We start from the raw sequence: 18,486 nt of genomic DNA, 5'->3' as shown, positions 1-18,486 counted from the left end.
CTATCGGCCATGACCGACAGGGCATCAAGTCAGTCCGAACGCCTGCCCGGAACACACACGTCTTTTTCACGCAGGATTTCTTTCGCGACCTTCAGCACAGCAGCAACACCCAGCCCATCGATGGGGGCATAGCCCTCCGGCCCCGGCGCCTCCACGAACCGCGCAAGCCGCCCGGCTGGCGCGTATTCCGAGGCCCGCGACGGCCCGAAAAGCCCAAGCGTCGGCGTTCCCGCTGCGGCAGCGAGATGCATCAGCCCGGAATCATTCCCCACGAACAGCGCGCAACGCTGAAGAAGTGCCGCCACCTCACCCAGCGATTTGTCTCCGCCAAGGTCCAGAGCCTCCGGCAGCGCCTTCAGTACCGGCTCCGCCCGTGCGCGTTCCCCCTCACCGGGGCCATAGAACACGACGGGACGCAGATTCTCCGCCCTCAGCGCCTGAGCCAGTTCCACAAACCGCTCGGGCGGCCAGATTTTCCCGTCCCAGTTCGCCGTTGGTCCCAGTGCCAGCCAGCGTCCCTCGGGCAAGACCGCAACAGCCTCCGCCCGCTGCTTTTCCGAGATCCAGACACGTGGCATGGGCGTTCTGCGATATCCGAGTGCTTCTCCAAGCTGCTCAACCCGCCGCCCCGGACGGCGCCCACCACGCACGATGATCCGCCGCCGCGCCCGCAGCGTCAGCCCGATCAGCGAACCGCGCAGATCCACGACCATGAACCAGCGCGTCCGGCAGCAGGCGCGCCACAGATCAATCCAGTGCCGGTCATGCCGGCGCTTTTCCATGATGATGATGCGCTCGCAACGCGGATCAGCCTCGAACAACCCCGCCGCCACAGGGCCACAGACCACCGTGAACATCGCCGCCGGATAACGTTTCTGCAACGCATCCAGCACACCTGTTGAAATAACCGCATCGCCCAGACGGTTGGACGTGATGAACAGGATCCGCATCATTCGCGAAGCCAGACCGCATCCTTGATGGTGCTGACGAACGCCTCATGCGCCTGAAGCTCTTCCGCAGTCGGGGGCGCCATCTTCCGCGGCTTGCGGTTGGCGAGCGCATTGATCCCGTCCGTCATGCTGCGGCTGCGGGATGGCCCCGCCAAGCCCAGTCCGCGCTGACGGCCACCCATCAATTCCACATAGACTTCAGCCAGAAGCTTGCAGTCCAGCAGCGCGTTATGGGTCCCACGCTGCGACAAATCGATGCCAAAGCGCCGGCACAGCGCATCGAGACTGGCGGGCAGACCAGGATATTTCTTCCGCGCCATTTCCACCGTATCGATGGCCCGGCTGGCATAATCGAGCGGCTCACGCCCACATGCCTTCAGCTCCGCATTGACAAATTTGAAATCGAAGCGGGCATTATGCGCGATCATCGGGCTGTCCCCGATGAACTCCAGAAACCCATCCGCCACCTCGGCAAAAATCGGCTTGCCTTCCAGATCCTCGATCCGGAAGCCATGCACCTTGGTCGCCTCGGCCGGAATATCGCGCTCGGGATGGATCAGGACGTGATAGGCCTCACCCGTCGGCAGATCGTCGATCAGTTCGAGCGCCGCGATCTCGATGATGCGGTCGCCCATATCCGGGTCAAAGCCCGTGGTTTCCGTATCGAACAGGATGGATCGTTTCATGACGCCTCACGAAGCCGGTGCAATAGGGCATGGACCTGCCTGACGGCCTGCCCACGCGACAGGCCGGTTCGTATCACGATGTCGGCCCGGCGTCTGCGCTCATGGTCGCTCATCTGACGCGCCAGCAATCCTTTGGCATCCGCCACGCTCATACGCCCCCCACTGCGACCACGCTGCCGGATACGGGACAGACGCGTGCCCATCGGAGCTTCAGCCACCACCACCACATCGCAGCGCCGGTCCTCGCCGATTTCCATGAGCAGCGGAATATCCAGCACGCAGAAGGGTTCATGCCGCGCCCGGCACTGCTTCAGAAACCGCTCGCGCTCGGCCCGGACCAGCGGATGCATGATGGCCTCCAGACGCTTCAGCGCCTCGGGACGCCCCCGCACCGCCTCACGCAGCACCGCACGATCCAGACGGCCCTCGGCCACGGTTCCGGGAAATGCCTGCCCGATCAAGGGCAGGGCTTTCCCCCATTCACCCTGAAGCGCCCGGACACACGCATCCGCATCAAAAACCGGCACGCCTTCCCTGCGGAAAAGGGCGGCGACCGTACTTTTCCCGGCCGCCATGCCCCCGGTCAGACCAATGATCTTCACGCGTCAGTGCGCAGGCTCGCTGCCAGCAGATCGAATGTCGTCCGGTCCGCCTGCGGATCGACGCCGAACCATGCCCGAAACCCGGCCCGCGCCTGATGAACGAGCATCCCCAGACCATCCACCGTCCGCAGCCCCCGTGCCTGAGCCGCCAGCAGAAGCGGCGTCTCACGCGGCGTATAGACAATATCCGTCACGCACAGGCCCGGCGCGGCCTCACGAAGCGCCGCATCCCAGTCCAGGCCAGCCTTGCCGCCCATGCCCATCGACGTGGCATTCACCAGCAGCGAACAGCCCGACAGCAGCGACGGCCATTCGTACCAGGCCACAGCCTCACCGCCGCCAAGCGCCTCAACCAGTGCTTCCGCCCGTTCCAGGGTCCGGTTGGCAATCACGACCTCGCAGCCCCGGTCCAGAAGCGCCGCCGCCACGGCGCGCGCCGCACCACCCGCCCCGAGAACCATGGCCCGACCGGCAATCGCCACGTCATGTGCACTCAGATTATCGCAGAACCCCGTACCATCCGTGCAGTCACCGATGATCCGTCCAGCCACGAAGCAAATCGTGTTTACCGCGCCGGCCCGCTTGGCCGTTGGGGTGAGTTCATCACAGGCCAGCATCGCCGCTTCCTTGTGCGGGATGGTGACATTCACGCCCTGAAACCCGGCCGCTGCCAGACCACGCAGGGCCTGATCAAAGCCGTCGGGGTGGGTCGGCAGCGGCACATAAGCCCCGTTCACGCCATTCACCCGGCACCAGTGATTATGCATCAGCGGGGAGCGCGAATGCTCCACCGGCCATCCCATGACGCCTGCAAGTTTCGTGTGACCGTCAATCATGCGCCCGGCCCCTCTACCAACGTCTCCCAGACCTTCGGCAGCAGCGCGGCCAGACGCCGGGCCCAGTCCCGCTGTCCGGTCTTTTCGGCAATCAGGTCCTGCCGGATCTCGATTTCAAGATAAGGCAGCCCCGCCGCTTCCGCATGCCGTGGCACCGTGTAGTCGGACGTATCCGTCAGAACGTAAGGTTCATTGTCGCCCACACACAGCGTCGTGTCCTCGCGCAGCAGGTCCAGCGCAATCGAGGCCATGCGGCTGTCCTGATTGTGAAGGATGCCGATCTGCCAGGGACGATCCTTGCCGTTCATCTGCGGCGTAAAACTGTGCAGCGCGATCAGTGCCGTCGGGCGCGGTCCGCGCTCAACCAGCACCTCTGCAATCGTATCGTGATACGGGTGCAGGATTTCCCGCTCCCGCTTCGCCCGGCACGTTTCCTGCGCGGCCTGATTGGCCGGAACCGGCGTCCCGTCGCTCACAAGCGGCATGGACGTCGGATGGCCCGGCGCGCGGTTACAGTCGATCACGAGACGGGAATAAACCTGCTCGATCAGCGCGGACCCCAGCAGCTCGTGCAGGACACGCCCTACACCCACGATGCCGATATCCCAGGCGATGTGCCGCTGCCAGTCCTCGGTCTGCACCCCCATATCCCCCAGCGCATCCGGAACCGCCCGCCCCGCGTGGTCGCTGACGAACACGAACGGCGACGGCGTCTTTTCAGGAAAAAGAAGGAAAGGCGCCGGATCACTAGCGCCGAGAAGGGGAGCAGACATCAGGACTTCACACTCTTACTATCCAGCCAATGCCCGCACAGTATGCCTCACGGCGTCCGCAGACCAGTCCATGTTCCCGATGGATTCTGCTACGACCTCGCCTTTGCCGTTCAGGATCAGCGAACGCGGCACACCATGCAGGGACATGACATCCGGCGTCAGTTCTTTCAGATCAGCGGGACGTACCTGCCGGATGGACTGCACCAGAGCCGCCTGATCCGCCGTCTCCATCATCACGCCCGACACCGGATCAACCAGCACCGGCAACGTGTCGATCCCGTGGCTGTCATAGAACGCCCGAACCTTCGGAATGGTACTGCCACGCACCGCAACGGCCACGATCTGTGGGCCATCCGCATCCAGAGCCTTGGCCGTCGCATTCACCGAAGGCAGTTCGCGGATGCAGGGCGGGCACCAGGTTGCCCAGAAATGCAGGATGAACGGATTGCCGTACCAGTGCGACAGCGGCACGTCCTGCCCCTGCTCGTTCTGCACGCTCAGCGGCGGCAGAACTTTCGGCGTTGCGAGCCTTCCAAAGGAATTCGGCTCGAAAGGCAGTCCCTTGCCAGCCTCTTCCTTTGCAGCCGTTGCCGCAATGGCCCGCCCCGAAACCAGAAGGGCACCGGCCCCTCCCAGAAGATGACGACGTGTCAGGGGAAAAGTCATGTTGGAAATCCGTTCTTTCATTGCAGCAGGTCTGTCACATCGGGGCTCAGGCACTCGTCGCGGCAAGAACCCGGCGCAGCGCGGCAGGCGCGCCGGGAGCCGCCCAGTCCAGCGATCCCGCCGCCGTTGCGCGAATGCACCCTGCATTATCAATCAGGAATGTTACGGGGATGGCAAGCGCCCTATTCCCACACCACGCCTTCAGATCCTCCCCGGCCACCGCCCACACGGGCAGCCCGGCTACATCATTGCGCTCCAGAAATGCATGGATCTCTTCCGGCGATCCGCTTGAAACCGCCACCGGAACAACCGGACAGTCCGGCCCCCATGCCTTCATGAAAGCCGCCAGCCCCGGCAGTTCATGACGGCACGGCGAACACCACGTGGCCCAGACATGCAGCAGGAAAGGCGCACCCCGACGCGAGGCCAGCACAGAACGTGCACCTCCCAGACCGGCGAGCCCGAACCCGACAGGCTTGGAAACCGCTTTTCCCGGCGTCAGATCAGAAATCGGCATTCCAGGCCGCACCACTGTTCCGGCCAGTTTCGCCGCCCCGTATCCTGCCGCCACAGCCAGTCCAACCGTTCCCAGAAGAATGCTCCGCCGAGCGGGCAGACGAGCCCTCACGCCGGTTTGGAGGCCTGAAGATCCGACAGGATCTTTTCCAGAGACGCCTGGCTCTCCGGCGCGGCCCACGCCATTTCCCCTTCGACACTGGCCCGCATCCGCCCCTGCGCATCAATCACGCAGGTCATGGGCAGGCTTGGCTCACCGGATGTAAACCATTGGGAAAACTCATGCTGCCCGAGCGTCCAGGGCGCGATATGCGGCAGATTGCCCTGCGCCAGAAAGACCATGACTTTCGGCATCGGGCTGGCGACAGCCACCGGGATCACAGGCACGGTCGAACCTGTTTTCTCGATGAACGTATTGAGCGCCGGCAGCTCCAGTCTGCAGGGCGGGCACCAGGTCGCCCACAGATGCAGCACAAAAGGCCGCCCCCTCATCGTAGACAGGGAAAGTGCCGTCCCCCCGGGGCCCACAAGCTGGAAGTTCACGGGCTCCAGCCTGGGCGCGCCGGGCTTGAGCGACGGCAGCATCGGCTGCACACCATCTGCCGCCCGGGCAGAATTCCCCAGCCCGCAATTGCAGAGGGAAGCCGCCGCAGCTAGGCTAGCGGCTCCTCCAAGAAGGGTTCGCCGGTCGATCTGCTTCCGAATCATCTGTTTACGGTTCCCATGAAAAACGCTCCTGTCGACACACAATCAGATGCCGCTACATCCTTTGAAGGCACAGCCGCCAATCCGCAATGGGGTGGCCGCTTTGCCTCGGGTCCGGCCGCCATCATGGGCGAGATCAACGCCTCCATCGGATTTGACAAGATCTTGTGGCGACAGGACATCCGCGGTTCCCTCGCCCATGCCGCGATGCTCCAGAAAGTCGGCCTGCTGACCGAGACCGAACTGGCCGAGATCCGTCAGGGCCTGGGCGACATCGCACAGGAAATCGGCGAAGGCCGCTTCGAGTTCTCCCCGGCCCTCGAAGACATTCACATGAACATCGAGGCCCGCCTGTCCGAGCGGATCGGCGAGGCCGGCAAGCGCCTGCATACGGCGCGTTCGCGCAATGATCAGGTCGCCACCGATTTCCGCCTTTGGGTCCGCGATGCCATCGACGGCCTGCAGGAGCAGACCGCCTCCCTGATGCGCTCCCTCGCCACCCGTGCGCTGGAACACGCCGCAACGCCGATGCCGGGCTTCACCCATCTTCAGGTCGCCCAGCCGGTCACGTTCGGTCACCACCTTCTGGCCTATGTCGAGATGCTGTCGCGGGACCGCGGCCGCCTGCGCGACGCCCGTGCGCGTCTGAATGAATGTCCGCTCGGCTCGGCCGCCCTTGCCGGGACGTCCTTCCCGATCGATCGCCGCATGACGGCCTCGGCACTGGACTTCGAGCGCCCGACCGCCAATTCGCTTGATGCCGTCTCGGACCGTGATTTTGCGCTCGAATTCCTCTCCGCCCTGTCGCTTCAGGCCATGCACCTGTCGCGTCTGGCCGAAGAAATCGTGATGTGGGCCTCTGCCCCCTTCGGATTCATCACGCTGTCGGACGCCTTCACGACCGGCTCGTCCATCATGCCGCAGAAGCGCAATCCGGACGCCGCCGAACTCGTCCGCGCCAAGATCGGCCGCATCATGGGCGATTTCGTGGGCCTGCTGACGGTTATGAAGGGCCTGCCCCTCGCCTATGCCAAGGACACGCAGGAAGACAAGGAACCCGTCTTCGACGCCACCGAGGCCATGACGCTCTCGCTGGCCGCCATGGACGGCATGATCCGCGACCTGAAAGCCAACACGAACCGGATGCGCGAAGTGGCGGGCATGGGCTTCTCCACCGCCACGGACCTCGCCGACTGGCTGGTCCGCGAACTGCGGGTCCCCTTCCGCACTGCCCATCACGTCACCGGCCGTCTGGTCGGAATGGCCGAGCAGAAAGGCTGCGATCTGGCTGATCTGTCACTGGAAGAGATGCAATCCGTCGAACCGCAGATCAACGCTGGTGTTTTCGATGTCCTGACCGTCGAGGCGTCTCTGGCGTCCCGCACCAGCGAAGGCGGCACCGCCCCGGCCAATGTGAAACATCAGGCCGAAGCCTGGCTCGCAAAACTCGGAGAAACTGCATGAGATCACTGCTGCTCGTCAGCATGGCGGTCATGGCCCTCGGCCTCACCGCCTGCGGCAAAAAAGGCGCCCCGCACGCCCCGGGCCCGTCGCAGGACGTCACCTATCCTGGCACTTATCCGCCGGAATAAGCCCCAGTCGGCAGGCTCGCCTCCAGAGCCTGCCACACCAGCGGATGCTCCCGCACCTGCCGGGCCGTCCAGCCCGCCTGCCGCAGAACCCGCACCCCTTCCGCGCCATCCCGCTTGGACAGCTTGTGTCCGTCCCCATCCAGAATGAGCGCATGATGCGCATAAGCCGGTTCCGGCCAGCCCATCAGGTCCTGCAACACACGCTGGACTGACGTCGCCTCATACAGATCCCGTCCCCGCGTCACGGTCGTCACGCCCTCAAGCGCATCGTCATGCGTGACGCACAAATGATACGACACACCCGTATCCCGCCGCGCCAGAACGATATCACCGAACGCATCAGCCTTCCCGGCAACGCGCCCATGCCCGACCTCATGCCAGCCCGGCACGCCCTGCAACACATCCAGCGCCCGCCCCATATCGAGCCGCCAGACCGGATCACGCCCCTGTCCTTCCCGTGCCGCGACGTGCCCACACGTCCCGGGATAAACAAGGCTCCCATCCGGCGCGACCTGCGTCGCAGCCTCGGCAATCTCTCGTCGCGTGCAGAAACATGGATACAAAAGCCCCCGCTCCCGCAGATTGGCCAGCACGGCATGATACTCAGGCAAGTGTCTCGACTGCTCCCGGACCGGCCCATCTGACGACAGTCCAAGCCAGTCCAGATCTTCACGCAAAGCCTGCGTCAATTCCGGCGTACAGCGCGTTGTATCAATATCCTCGATACGAATCAGAAACCTTCCGCTGTCACCTGCCATGATCCGCGAATACAGCCCCGAGACCACATGCCCCAGATGCAGCAATCCCGTGGGACTCGGCGCAAATCGTGTCGTGGCAGGAGGCGTCATGAATGTGTCACCAGCGTTTGCTTGCGGTCTGCGCAGTTTACTGGAATAGTTTTCTCAAAGAAGCCGACGACACGTGTTTTCCCGCTGTTTGTCCCGTTTTCATTCGGCGCCGTAATCCCCGCATGTGTCGTCCTTGCAGAAAGGATGCGTGTGGTGTCCGTCAGCGGTCAGCATTTTCCGGCTCTTGTCCTGAACGCGGATTTCCGTCCGCTGTCCTATTTTCCGCTCTCGCTCTGGTCCTGGCAGGAAGCCGTCAAAGCCGTCTTCCTCGACCGCGTCTCGGTCCTCTCCGAATATGAAGACGCCGTCGTCCACTCCCCCAGCCAGAGCATGCGTCTGCCCAGCGTCATCGCGCTCAAGGACTATATTCCGACAGCCCGCAAGCCGGCCTTCACCCGTTTCAACGTTTTCCTGCGGGACAATTTTTCGTGTCAGTACTGCCATGACCGATTGCCCACGCACGAGCTGACCTTCGATCACGTCATCCCCCGCGCCCGGGGCGGCCGCACAACCTGGGAGAACGTCGTCACCGCCTGCAGCCCCTGCAACCTGCTCAAGGGCTCAAAACTGCCAAGCGAACTGGGCATGCACCCACACCGCAAACCCGTTCAGCCCAGCAGCCGCCTCCTTCAGGAAAACGGCCGGACCTTCCCGCCGCATTACCTCCACGAAAGCTGGCGCGATTATCTGTACTGGAATACCGAACTCGAAACCTGAGCACACGTTCAGTCAGTCCAACTTCTGCAAGGATGGACTTCCATGCGTACTGGACTTCTGCTGACGACACTGGCCCTCGGCCTGTCGGTAACCGCCCTGCCCGCTTCCGCGGAAACGCTGCATCTCTTCGGCCCGTTCAAGGGCGAACATGGTGCAACCGCCCCCATCAAGGGCTCGGCCTCCGCAATGCTGGATACCACCAAGAACACCCTGACCTACCGTTTCGAAGATAACGGCCTCTCTGGTCCCGTGACAGCAGCCCATCTGCATGGCCCGGCCCCGGACGGTCAGGACGCTGGCGTCCTCGCCCCGATCAACGGCCCTTACACGACCCGCATGACCGGCACGCTCCAGCTCACGCCCGATCAGGTCAAGGAAGTGCAGGCCGGACAGACCTACATCAACCTGCACACCGAAAAATACCCGGACGGCGAAGCCCGTGCCCAGCTTACGACCGACCTGACGGGTCACAAACATCACATGGAATAAGCGCCTCTCCTCTATGAAAAAGGCCTGCCCCGCAAGGGACAGGCCTTTTTTCGTAGCGCCACAGGTGATTTTACTGAGCCGCTGAATCCGCCTTGCTGTCCGGAGCCTTGGCGGGACTACCCGGGTCAAGCTCATGAGCCGTCTTCTTCGTCCAGGCGCCCGTAGCATGAACCGCCTCTTTGGTGCCGTTTTTGGTCGCCTTCCAGCCCTTTTCGCCTTCCTTGCCAGTCCAGTGTGCAGCGTCCGAAACACCGCTCTTCGTGGCATTCCACCCCTTGACGCTCTCCGTTTTCGTCCAGTCCGCAGCATTGGACGTCCCATGACGGACCGCAGCCCAGGACTGACGCACACTCCGGCAGAGGTCCGTCTCACAGGGCTTCTCGGCGGTTCCGGCCGCCATGGCCGTCGGCGCCAGACCTGTTGGCATCAGAGCTAGGCCAATAAGAAACAGCGACGATGAAAAAGCAGGAAACCGGATCGACATCGGGAGACTCCCTAAGTTTCAAAGGATGTCACACTGTCATTCCTCGAAGAACCGGACAAGCCCGACAGAAAAAGGTCCCAACTTGAACAGGTAAGGCGCTATCCCCAAAACCAGAAATGGCGTCCCGGAAAAGAACTCGACCAAGCGGAAAATGCCTTCACCTTCCCTGGCCAAAACCAACCCCGACCATATCCGCGAATTCTTTCCGGACTGCATCACCGAAGCCGGGATGAAAATGGCACTGTGATACTTGCGATCCTCTTCGTGGTGCATTTCACGATCAAAGCTTCAACAACGAAACAGCAAGAATTAATTAAGATCCTTCCAACGCTACCATAAGCACGGATCTCGCCATCCTGTTTCCCGCCGACAATCCCCTGTCCCCTCGACCAAGGATTAAAGAAGGTCTGACCGGCTCAGCACAGAGTGCATCTCCAGCCCTGCAAACAATAAAAAACCCCGCATCTCTGCGGGGTTTTCAACAGGCTACAGCCTGCACAAATCAACTCATGCCAGACGCGGGATCATTCCCACTCAATCGTGCCCGGTGGCTTGGACGTGATGTCATAAGTCACGCGGTTGATGCCGCGAACCTCGTTGACGATACGCCCGGCCACCCGGTTCAGGAATGCGAAGTCGAACGGATAGACTTCTGCCGTCATGCCATCCGTGCTGGTCACGGCGCGCAGGGCACAAGCCTGATCGTAGGTCCGGCCATCGCCCATAACGCCGACTGTCCGCACCGGAAGCAGAACCGCAAAAGCCTGCCAGATCGCATCATACAGACCGGCACGACGGATTTCCTCAAGATAGATCGCGTCCACCTTGCGCAGCAGATCCAGCTTCTCCTTGGTGACATCACCCGGAATCCGGATCGCCAGTCCCGGCCCCGGGAATGGATGCCGCCCGACGATGCTCTCCGGAATACCCAGCTCACGGCCAAGCATACGGACCTCGTCCTTGAACAGCTCACGCAGCGGCTCGACCAGTTCCATGTTCATGCGGTCCGGCAGACCGCCGACATTGTGGTGGGACTTGATGGTCACGGACGGACCACCCGAGAAGCTCACGCTCTCGATCACGTCCGGATACAGCGTGCCCTGAGCCAGGAATTGCGCGCCCCCCAGCTTCGCAGCCTCTTCTTCGAAGACCTCGATGAACAGACGGCCGATCGTCTTGCGCTTCGTTTCCGGATCGGTCACGCCAGCCAGTTCCTTCAGGAACAGCTCGGAGGCGTCACGATGCACGAGACGAATATTGAAGCGGCCACGGAACGTCTTGACGACTTCGTCAGCCTCACCGGTACGCATGATGCCCGGATCCACGAAAATGCAGGTCAGCTGATCGCCGATCGCATCATGGATCAGCTTGGCCGCAACGGAGCTATCCACACCACCCGACAGACCACAGATCACACGACCCGAACCGACCTGCTTGCGGATACGCGCGATTTCCAGTTCACGGAAGCCAGCCATCGTCCAGGTTCCGCTGCAACCTGCAACATTATGCGTGAAGTTGCGGATCAGGGCTGCGCCATGCGGCGTATGCACGACTTCCGGATGGAACTGCACGCCATACAGACGACGCCCCTCATCCGCGATGATCGCGAACGGTGCGCCTTCAGAGTGGGCAACGGCACGGAAGCCCGGCGGAAGCTGCGTGACGCGATCGCCATGGCTCATCCAGACCTGCTCACGCTTGCCGCGCGCCCAGACGCCACGGAACAGCGAGCAGTCCTCGGCAATATCAATATAAGCGCGACCGAATTCGCGGTGTTCGTGGTGCTCGACCTTGCCACCCAGCTTCTGGCACATCGCCTGCTGGCCATAGCAGATCCCCAGCACGGGGCGGTTCAGCGCGAAGACCACATCCGGAATCGGTGGTGCATTCTCGTCATGCACACTGGCCGGGCTGCCGGACAGGATGATGCCGCGCGGATTGAAAGCGCGGATCTTTTCCTCGGTCGCCGTATACGGCCAGATCTCGCAGTAGACGCCGCTCTCGCGGACGCGACGCGCAATAAGCTGCGTCACCTGGCTGCCGAAATCCAGAATGAGGATACGGTCTTCGTGAAGAGTTTCGTCGAGCTTTTCGACGGTGCTGGCGTCCTGCTGGGTCAATGTCATGGCCTCGCGTTCCGGTTTCATGGTGCCTTTTGAGGCTCTCCTATAAGGTGTTGTGTCGTCTGCGTCATCCATTCTGCAACACGGAACAGGAACAACATGCGCCTGCCAGCACTTTTCGCCCTCTCCGCCACGGCCCTGCTCGCCGCCTGCGCCGGTACTCCCGACCCCGGCAAGGATCCGACCGGCTCCTGGGTCGGTGCGCTCGTTACGGATCAGGGCACCTGCCCGACCGAGCATCCCTCGACCCTGCGGATCCGCGGCAAGGAAATCCTCTTTACCCCGGCTGACGGCGCACAGGTCCTGCACGGCACCTACACACCCGGAAGCCAGCATTATCATGCCGAACTCGCCATGACGGATATGGACCATCACAACACGGCAGTCGTGTTCAACGGCTACCCGGTCGGACAGGCCATTGGCGGCATTTTCGGCTCGCCTTCGTGCCGAGCTCATATCACCATGACGCGAAACTGAAATTTTTTCCAAAGCGGGGTTGTCAGGTCAGTTAAGCCTCTGTAAAACCCCGCCTCACAGCGCACCCGTAGCTCAACTGGATAGAGCACCAGACTACGAATCTGGGGGTTAGAGGTTCAAGTCCTTTCGGGTGCACCAGTCTTCTCCTGATGAAGACCTATACAATGTGTCCGCACCCGTAGCTCAACTGGATAGAGCACCAGACTACGAATCTGGGGGTTAGAGGTTCAAGTCCTTTCGGGTGCACCACATTGCCTTTTCCCTTTACAATTTAGCGGCGCTTCAGTGCCTCACCTGCTCCAGGCAGCGATAGACCTCGTCCCATTCGTATGGCTTGGACAGGAACATCGTGCCGCCCGGCAGTTGTCCCAGATCCTGAATCCGCGTCCCCGACGTCAGAACCAGTCCGATTTCCGGGCGACGCTCACGGATCAGGCGCGCAAGCGCCACACCGTCCATGTCGCCAGGCATGTTCACGTCTGAAAAGAGGGTGCCAATATCCGGATTCCGGGCCAGCACCTGAAGCGCCTCGTCGGCATCAGCCGCGAGAGAGGCCTCATAGCCCGCCTCTTCCAGCATATCCGCCGCGAGAAAGCGCAGAAGCGCCTGATCCTCGACAACGAGAACATGCTTTCTGTTGACCCTTTTGGAGTCCCCACGAAATCCTCCTTTCGGAGCCGCTCGCGAGGATGTCTCCTTCATGGACATGACATACATGGCAATCACCTTCCGGGATTGAAAAACCTGTAACGCCCAATCGGGCGTCCTGCCCTGTGCAACGTCACGACAGGGCTCATGTTTGCATGTGTGAATTTTTTCTGACGTGCGCCTGATGCATGGGAACCCGAAAAACTCAGTGCGGCAGCGGCGCGGCAAACCCGCCACGCCCCGACGTCGCCAGCACATCGATCCCGACAATTCCCCACTGCCCGTCAGGCTGGCGCACAAACAGTGGGCCGCCACTGTCCCCCCGCGTCGCCGAACAGTCATGATGGATCAGTCCGTTCAGCGCCAACCCGTTGATCTGACAGGAAATATCACCATACGGAACCTCAGGCCGGTCCTGCGGATATCCGACCAGCATCGCCGCAGCGCCCATCGGCGCCGAACCATAAGGAACCAGATCCCCCGAAAGAACCACCGGCCGGTCCAGAACCAGCGTGGCCCGATCCTCGGATGCGGTCCCGCCTTCGTTCGCAGGATCATATCCGGGGGCAATAACAAATCGTGTCACCTGCGCGTGAAGGCGGTACTGCCCCATCGCATAGCCCATCAGGACATGAACATCCTCAGGCTGGATATAATGACGGGTCGCAGGCAGCCACAGACAATGCGCCGCCGTCAGCATCACGGTCGGCGCCACGGCAAATCCCGTACAGCGCCCGCCAAGAGATGTCTGGACGCGCCCCAGGATCCGCCAGGGTGCCGTATTCACATCCACGACGCTGCGATGACTGTCTGAGCCGAGTCCCGGCAACGCCACGGCCGGAGCGGCCATCGCCCCACCGCCAGACAGGCAGAGCATCAGCAACGCCCCGGCGCGTTTCATCCCAGATGGTCCGGACCGAACGCGTCAGGCAGAAGCTCGGCCAGCGTCCGGGTCAGCAGCAGCTTCCCCTGCGGATCGATCATGTGAACCGGCAGTTCCGGCAGCCCGAATTCCCGCAATTTCTGCCGGCATCCCCCGCATGGCGTGCACGGCGCATCCCCACCCACGATCACGATTTCCTCGATCCGACGTCCGCCGCCCCGCACCATGGCGGCAATCGCCCCGGCCTCGGCACAGGTCCCCAGCGGATAGGCTGCGTTCTCGACATTACAGCCGGAATGAACAACGCCCTCACACCGCAACGCGGCCCCAACCTGAAAGCGCGAATAGGGTGCGTAAGCACGCGAACGGGCCTCAAGGGCCTCTCGGATCAGTTCCTGTATCATGCCGACGATATTATCCCCTGCGGGTTCAGCTTGGAACATGCTTCCAAGAGCGATACGGTAGCATCATCATGAGTGCACCGCTTCCCTCCGATCCCGCCACCGATCCGTCTTTCTCCGACATGCTGGAAACCCGTCCATCGCTGAAGATGGACGCACGGGACGGCCTGCTGTTCGAAGGCGTGCCCCTGCACGTCATCGCAGCCGCCGTCGGCACCCCGTGCTGGATCACGGGCGCTGAAACGCTGCGCCGTCGGGCAAAGGCCCTGCGCGCCGCGTTCGAGGCCCGGAACCTGCCGGTGAACATGCATTTCGCCATGAAATCGCAGGACCATCAGGCCACCCTGACCATCCTGCGCCAGTGCGGCTACGGCGTGGACATCGTCAGCGGCGGCGAAATGCAGCGCGCCCTTCATGCCGGAATCCAGCCCTCGGGCATCGTCTTCTCTGGCGTCGGCAAATCCGATGCCGAACTGCGCGCCGCCGTCGAGCACGACATCGCGCAGATCAATGTCGAGAGCGTCGAGGAACTTTACCGTCTGGACGACATCGCCCGCGCCTGTGGTCGCGTCGCGCGCGCTGCCCTGCGCGTCAATCCGGACGTGGACGCCGACACCCATGACAAGATTTCTACCGGCCGCGCCGGAGACAAGTTCGGCATCGAACACCGGCGCGCCGTCGCCCTGTATGGTGAAGCCGCCAGCCTGAAGAATGTCCGCCTCGTCGGCCTGGCCGTCCATCTCGGCAGCCAGATGCTCACCGCAGGCCCTTTTCGCGAAGGCTATAGCCGACTGGCCGATATGGTCCGCGAAATCCGTGCCGCCGGTCATACCGTCGAAGCCGTGGATTGTGGCGGGGGCCTCGGCATCCGCTACCGGGACGAAATAGCACCCTCGCCAGACATGCTTGCGGGCGTCATCGCCGAAACGCTGGGCGATCTTGACGTCCGTCTCAGCATCGAACCCGGCCGCTGGCTCTCCGCCCCCACCGGCATCCTGCTGACCCGTGTGATCGAAACCAAAGCCGGCAATCCCGATTTCGTCGTGCTCGACGCCGCCATGAACGACCTCGCCCGCCCGTCCCTTTATGAATCGTGGCACGGCATCATGCCTGTCGCTCCAAGCGGCCTGACCAATCCTACGAAACTCTGGGACATCGTCGGGCCGGTCTGCGAAAGCAGCGACATCTTCGCCCGCGACCGCGCCCTTCCCACGGAGACGAAGCGCGGCGACCTGATCGCCCTGCTCGATACCGGCGCTTACGGCTCGGTCATGAGCTCGACCTACAATACCCGCCCGCTTGCGGCGCAGGTCCTGATCGACAACGGAAAATGGGAGATCATCCGCCAGCGCCAGAGCGTTGCGGAACTGATTGCAGCCGAAACCGTTCCGGAATGGCTGACAGCTAAGGACGACCATGGCTGAGCCAAACCCGGCCCTCCATCTCAAAGCCCTGCGCCGGAAAGCCCAGCGCGTCCTGTGGTGGGAACGCGCCTGGGAGCCCCTGCGCTGGCCCCTGCTGCTGGTCGCGTTCTACGTTCTGGCCTGCCTTGCGCGGATCCCCCAGTCCCTGCCGGACTGGCTGCATATTCTGCTGGAAGTCGGCGTTCTCGGCACGGCCCTGTGGCTGACCATCACCGGTCTGCGACGCGTGCCGCCCGTCAGCATTCCCGTGGCCGACCGCCGGATCGAGCACGATTCCAAACTCGCCTACCAGCCTCTCCTCAGCCTGACCGACCGACCGGCCTTCGCAGGAAATGGCGAGCAATCCGCCATCTGGTCCCGCCATGTCGAACGCGTTACCGCTTCGCTCGGCACGCTCCGCGTTGGCCTCCCCCACCCCGAAACCAGCCTGCACGAACGGCTCGCGCTCATTGCCGTCCCGCTGGCCATTGTGGTCGCGGCAGTTCTCGGCGGTACGCACACACCCTCGCGTCTTCATGCAGGGATGATCCCCGGCGTAGATGATGACAGCATTCCGCTCCCCACCCTTCAGGCCTGGATCGACCGTCCGTCCTACGCACCCGGTGCGCCGATTTTCCTCTCCGCCACGGGCCGCAATACGCTTGACGTTCCGCAGGGCGCCATCCTGAACGCAACCATCACCGGCGCGCATGGAAAACCGGCCCTACACGGCATCGCCTCGGCTGAACAGAACAGGCTCGATGCCGAAAGCTGGAACAGCCACGGCACGCTCCAGCAGTCCGGCACCATCAGTATTATCGTCCGTGGCCGCACGCTCGGCTCATGGCGCGTGAAAGTCGAACCCGATCTGCCGCCCACCGTCACCTGGGACGGCAAGCCCGGCCCACAGAAAGACGACTGGCGCACTGGCCTGCCCTGGCACGTCCATCAGACCTATGGCGTCGCCTCGCTTGAAGCCGAGATCAACCTTCCCGGCCTGACCCGGGGCCGCATCCTGCGCGTTCCCATCCCGCTCGACGGACAGCCCAAGGACGCGAAAGGCGTCGCCACGCCGGATCTTTCCTCCGATCCGTTTGCCGGAATGGAGGTCGAAGGCCGCCTGCATGCCAGGAGCGCTTCAGGCCGCGAAAGCCGCAGCGATATCGTCAAATTCCAGATCGCTGCCCGCAAGTTCACCGATCCGCTGGCCCGCGCCCTCGTCGCCCTGCGCCGCCGCCTCATGCTCGGCCAGCAGCGCGCCTCGCAGGCTGCAGCCGAACTGAACCTTCTGACGCAGACAACCGACGAACGCGCCATTCTCGCAACCCTCGGCCTTGAGATTGCTTCGCTCCAGAAAGACGCCCCTGATGGCTCGGCGGACCGAGTGCCCGGCGAACTCTGGGCGCTGGCGCTTTATCTGGACGATCTACGGCGCGACGGTCCCGATATCGCTGACGCCGCCGCCGAAGTCCGCGCCGCCCAGCAGGGCGTGCAGCAGCAGCTCGACCACATGCGCGACCTTGGCGACAAGGGCCACACCCTGCCCGAACAGGAAGAACTCCAGCGCCGCACCCAGGCTCTCAAGGATGCCCTGAACCGCCGGATGCAGCTCCTGTTCTCGCGCGCCGCCCAGAGCGGCATCGTCATGCCGCAGTCCGGCACCAGCTCGGCCGATCCGTTCTCGGACGAAATGCGCCGCCTCCAGTCCGAAGCCAATCAGGGCCATGGCGACGAAGCCCTCAAGCGCCTCCAGCAGATGGAAGACATGGCCGAGCGCATGCGTCAGGCCAGCCCCGAAGATCTGAAGGCTCTTGCCGAGCAGATGAAGGCGCAGGCCGAAGCCCGTGCCCAGCGCGCGGCCCTGCATGATCTCGTGCACCGCGAGACCACCCTGCTCGACCACACGCAGTCCCGTCTCTCGGCGGCGCAGAAGGCCGCGGCTCCGCCCGATGATGGCAGCCACCCGGATGTCAGCCAGATGTCCACGGCCGATCTGCTCCGTCAGCTCGGCATGCAGCCCCCACCCGGCATGGATCAACCCACGGACGCCAAGCCGCCCGCTCCGGTCGATCCGGCCACGGTCGCCGCACAGTCCGACGGACGCCGCGCAGACCATGCCCTGCAACGCGCACTGCAGCGCGTGAACGACATCCTGAGCCACCGCGTCAAAGACCTGACCGGCAAACCCGCCACAGCCTTCGACAAGGCGAAGACGGACATGCAGACCGCGCGCGAAGCCCTCGCGGACCGCAAGGACGCCGAGGCCCAGACTGCCGAACAGAAAGTTCTCGCCGATCTGTCCGAAGCCGGAAAGCAGATGCGCCAGAACCAGAAATCCGGCGGATCGGGCAAGGGTCAGGGCGGCAGCCTGAGCTTCATTCCGTCCGGTGGCGCAGGTGGTTCCGGCAAACCCCAGCATGGCGCGAAAGGCCAGCAGGGCGATGACGGCGACCAGCCCCAGGCCGGCGACGAAGACGGGGATGATGACGATCAGAAGGATCAGGATCCGCTGGGCCGCAAACTGGGTGAAGGCGACAAGGGCAAGGATTCCGACGCCCACATCCCGGACAAGAGCGCTCGTGACCGCGCCCGCGACATCGAGCGCGAACTCCGCCGCCGCGCCTCGGACCGCACCCGCCCGCAAAGCGAACTGGACTATCTGGAACGGCTCCTCAAATCATTCTGAC

The 18,486-nt window shown here is 63.1% G+C and carries 21 protein-coding genes and 2 tRNA genes; 9 read left to right on the top strand and 14 right to left on the bottom strand.

Going from position 1 to position 18,486, the window contains the following annotated elements; all coding sequences use genetic code 11:
- Positions 1-29: 29 nt before the first annotated feature.
- The 8 genes from GLS_RS10505 to GLS_RS10470 are packed head-to-tail and all read right to left on the bottom strand — an operon-like array spanning position 30 to position 5,737.
- Positions 30-950: a glycosyltransferase family 9 protein gene (locus tag GLS_RS10505; protein ID WP_041112859.1), complete on the bottom strand. Its 921-nt coding sequence runs from the start codon at positions 948-950 to the stop codon at positions 30-32.
- Complete coding sequence (dnaQ, locus tag GLS_RS10500; protein WP_041112180.1) at positions 950-1,636, bottom strand: DNA polymerase III subunit epsilon; 687 nt, start codon at positions 1,634-1,636, stop codon at positions 950-952. Before dnaQ ends, GLS_RS10505 begins: the two co-directional genes overlap by 1 nt.
- Complete coding sequence (gene coaE, locus GLS_RS10495; RefSeq protein WP_041112179.1) at positions 1,633-2,238, bottom strand: dephospho-CoA kinase; 606 nt, start codon at positions 2,236-2,238, stop codon at positions 1,633-1,635. The genes dnaQ and coaE overlap by 4 nt, the downstream gene beginning before the upstream one ends.
- A complete protein-coding gene (locus GLS_RS10490; RefSeq protein ID WP_041112178.1) occupies positions 2,235-3,074 on the bottom strand; it encodes a shikimate dehydrogenase in 840 nt (279 codons plus the stop codon). The genes coaE and GLS_RS10490 overlap by 4 nt, the downstream gene beginning before the upstream one ends.
- The gene (locus tag GLS_RS10485) at positions 3,071-3,847 is read right to left on the bottom strand and encodes an N-formylglutamate amidohydrolase (protein ID WP_041112177.1); all 777 of its coding nucleotides are present in this window, start codon (positions 3,845-3,847) and stop codon (positions 3,071-3,073) included. Before GLS_RS10485 ends, GLS_RS10490 begins: the two co-directional genes overlap by 4 nt.
- 18 nt (positions 3,848-3,865) lie before the next feature.
- Positions 3,866-4,513 (bottom strand): TlpA disulfide reductase family protein, encoded by a 648-nt coding sequence (locus GLS_RS10480; RefSeq protein WP_041112858.1) that lies wholly within the window; start codon positions 4,511-4,513, stop codon positions 3,866-3,868.
- 46 nt (positions 4,514-4,559) lie between these two features.
- Entirely contained in the window at positions 4,560-5,141 is a 582-nt protein-coding gene (locus GLS_RS10475; RefSeq protein ID WP_041112176.1) for a TlpA disulfide reductase family protein, read from the bottom strand.
- The gene (locus tag GLS_RS10470; RefSeq protein ID WP_041112175.1) at positions 5,138-5,737 is read right to left on the bottom strand and encodes a TlpA disulfide reductase family protein; all 600 of its coding nucleotides are present in this window, start codon (positions 5,735-5,737) and stop codon (positions 5,138-5,140) included. Before GLS_RS10470 ends, GLS_RS10475 begins: the two co-directional genes overlap by 4 nt.
- 15 nt (positions 5,738-5,752) lie before the next feature.
- Between GLS_RS10470 and argH the strand changes: the two genes are divergently transcribed.
- Together argH and GLS_RS13590 are read left to right on the top strand one after the other, a co-directional pair.
- Positions 5,753-7,198, top strand: coding sequence for an argininosuccinate lyase (argH, locus tag GLS_RS10465; RefSeq protein ID WP_041112174.1), 1,446 nt, complete (start codon positions 5,753-5,755; stop codon positions 7,196-7,198).
- Positions 7,195-7,326 (top strand): hypothetical protein, encoded by a 132-nt coding sequence (locus GLS_RS13590; RefSeq protein ID WP_264358000.1) that lies wholly within the window; start codon positions 7,195-7,197, stop codon positions 7,324-7,326. Before argH ends, GLS_RS13590 begins: the two co-directional genes overlap by 4 nt.
- On the opposite strand, the gene gluQRS is transcribed toward GLS_RS13590, so the two are convergent.
- Positions 7,311-8,174 carry a tRNA glutamyl-Q(34) synthetase GluQRS gene (gene gluQRS / locus GLS_RS10460; protein ID WP_041112173.1) on the bottom strand — a complete coding sequence of 288 codons (864 nt, stop codon included), beginning with the start codon at positions 8,172-8,174 and terminating at the stop codon, positions 7,311-7,313. The two genes, GLS_RS13590 and gluQRS, sit on opposite strands and share 16 nt — an antisense overlap.
- A 144-nt stretch (positions 8,175-8,318) precedes the next feature.
- Here gluQRS and GLS_RS10455 point away from each other — a divergent pair, with 144 nt between their 5' ends.
- Together GLS_RS10455 and GLS_RS10450 are read left to right on the top strand one after the other, a co-directional pair.
- Positions 8,319-8,891, top strand: a complete 573-nt coding sequence (locus GLS_RS10455) for an HNH endonuclease (protein ID WP_034953612.1) — start codon at positions 8,319-8,321, stop codon at positions 8,889-8,891.
- A gap of 42 nt (positions 8,892-8,933) precedes the next feature.
- Positions 8,934-9,380 carry a CHRD domain-containing protein gene (locus GLS_RS10450; RefSeq protein WP_041112172.1) on the top strand — a complete coding sequence of 149 codons (447 nt, stop codon included), beginning with the start codon at positions 8,934-8,936 and terminating at the stop codon, positions 9,378-9,380.
- Between the two features lie 70 nt (positions 9,381-9,450).
- Here the strand turns inward: GLS_RS10450 and GLS_RS10445 are convergent, their stop codons facing one another.
- Together GLS_RS10445 and guaA are read right to left on the bottom strand one after the other, a co-directional pair.
- Positions 9,451-9,807 (bottom strand): hypothetical protein, encoded by a 357-nt coding sequence (locus GLS_RS10445; protein ID WP_226986570.1) that lies wholly within the window; start codon positions 9,805-9,807, stop codon positions 9,451-9,453.
- A 581-nt stretch (positions 9,808-10,388) separates the two neighbouring features.
- A complete protein-coding gene (gene guaA / locus GLS_RS10440; RefSeq protein ID WP_041112857.1) occupies positions 10,389-11,990 on the bottom strand; it encodes a glutamine-hydrolyzing GMP synthase in 1,602 nt (533 codons plus the stop codon).
- A 96-nt stretch (positions 11,991-12,086) separates the two neighbouring features.
- Here guaA and GLS_RS10435 point away from each other — a divergent pair, with 96 nt between their 5' ends.
- The 3 genes from GLS_RS10435 (at position 12,087) to GLS_RS10425 (ending at position 12,713) form a co-directional block, all read left to right on the top strand.
- Complete coding sequence (locus GLS_RS10435; protein WP_041112170.1) at positions 12,087-12,464, top strand: hypothetical protein; 378 nt, start codon at positions 12,087-12,089, stop codon at positions 12,462-12,464.
- Between the two features lie 61 nt (positions 12,465-12,525).
- A tRNA-Arg gene (locus GLS_RS10430) sits at positions 12,526-12,602 on the top strand.
- Positions 12,603-12,636: 34 nt separating this feature from the next.
- Positions 12,637-12,713: transfer RNA gene (locus tag GLS_RS10425), tRNA-Arg, on the top strand.
- A 33-nt stretch (positions 12,714-12,746) separates the two neighbouring features.
- Here the strand turns inward: GLS_RS10425 and GLS_RS10420 are convergent.
- The 3 genes from GLS_RS10420 to GLS_RS10410 form a co-directional block, all read right to left on the bottom strand.
- A complete protein-coding gene (locus GLS_RS10420; protein ID WP_041112169.1) occupies positions 12,747-13,181 on the bottom strand; it encodes a response regulator in 435 nt (144 codons plus the stop codon).
- Between the two features lie 136 nt (positions 13,182-13,317).
- Positions 13,318-14,013 (bottom strand): trypsin-like serine peptidase, encoded by a 696-nt coding sequence (locus GLS_RS10415; RefSeq protein WP_041112168.1) that lies wholly within the window; start codon positions 14,011-14,013, stop codon positions 13,318-13,320.
- Positions 14,010-14,399 (bottom strand): cytidine deaminase, encoded by a 390-nt coding sequence (locus tag GLS_RS10410; protein ID WP_041112167.1) that lies wholly within the window; start codon positions 14,397-14,399, stop codon positions 14,010-14,012. Before GLS_RS10410 ends, GLS_RS10415 begins: the two co-directional genes overlap by 4 nt.
- Before the next feature lie 68 nt (positions 14,400-14,467).
- On the opposite strand from GLS_RS10410, the gene lysA reads away from it, so the two are divergent.
- Together lysA and GLS_RS10400 are read left to right on the top strand one after the other, a co-directional pair.
- Positions 14,468-15,820, top strand: coding sequence for a diaminopimelate decarboxylase (gene lysA, locus GLS_RS10405; protein ID WP_041112166.1), 1,353 nt, complete (start codon positions 14,468-14,470; stop codon positions 15,818-15,820).
- A complete protein-coding gene (locus tag GLS_RS10400; protein WP_041112165.1) occupies positions 15,813-18,485 on the top strand; it encodes a DUF4175 domain-containing protein in 2,673 nt (890 codons plus the stop codon). The genes lysA and GLS_RS10400 overlap by 8 nt, the downstream gene beginning before the upstream one ends.
- Position 18,486 lies beyond the last annotated feature (1 nt).

Source organism: Gluconobacter oxydans DSM 3504 (assembly GCF_000583855.1).
Lineage (GTDB): Bacteria > Pseudomonadota > Alphaproteobacteria > Acetobacterales > Acetobacteraceae > Gluconobacter > Gluconobacter oxydans.
Note: the sequence above shows the minus strand (reverse complement) of the source record. Positions and strands in the feature narration are given on the sequence as shown.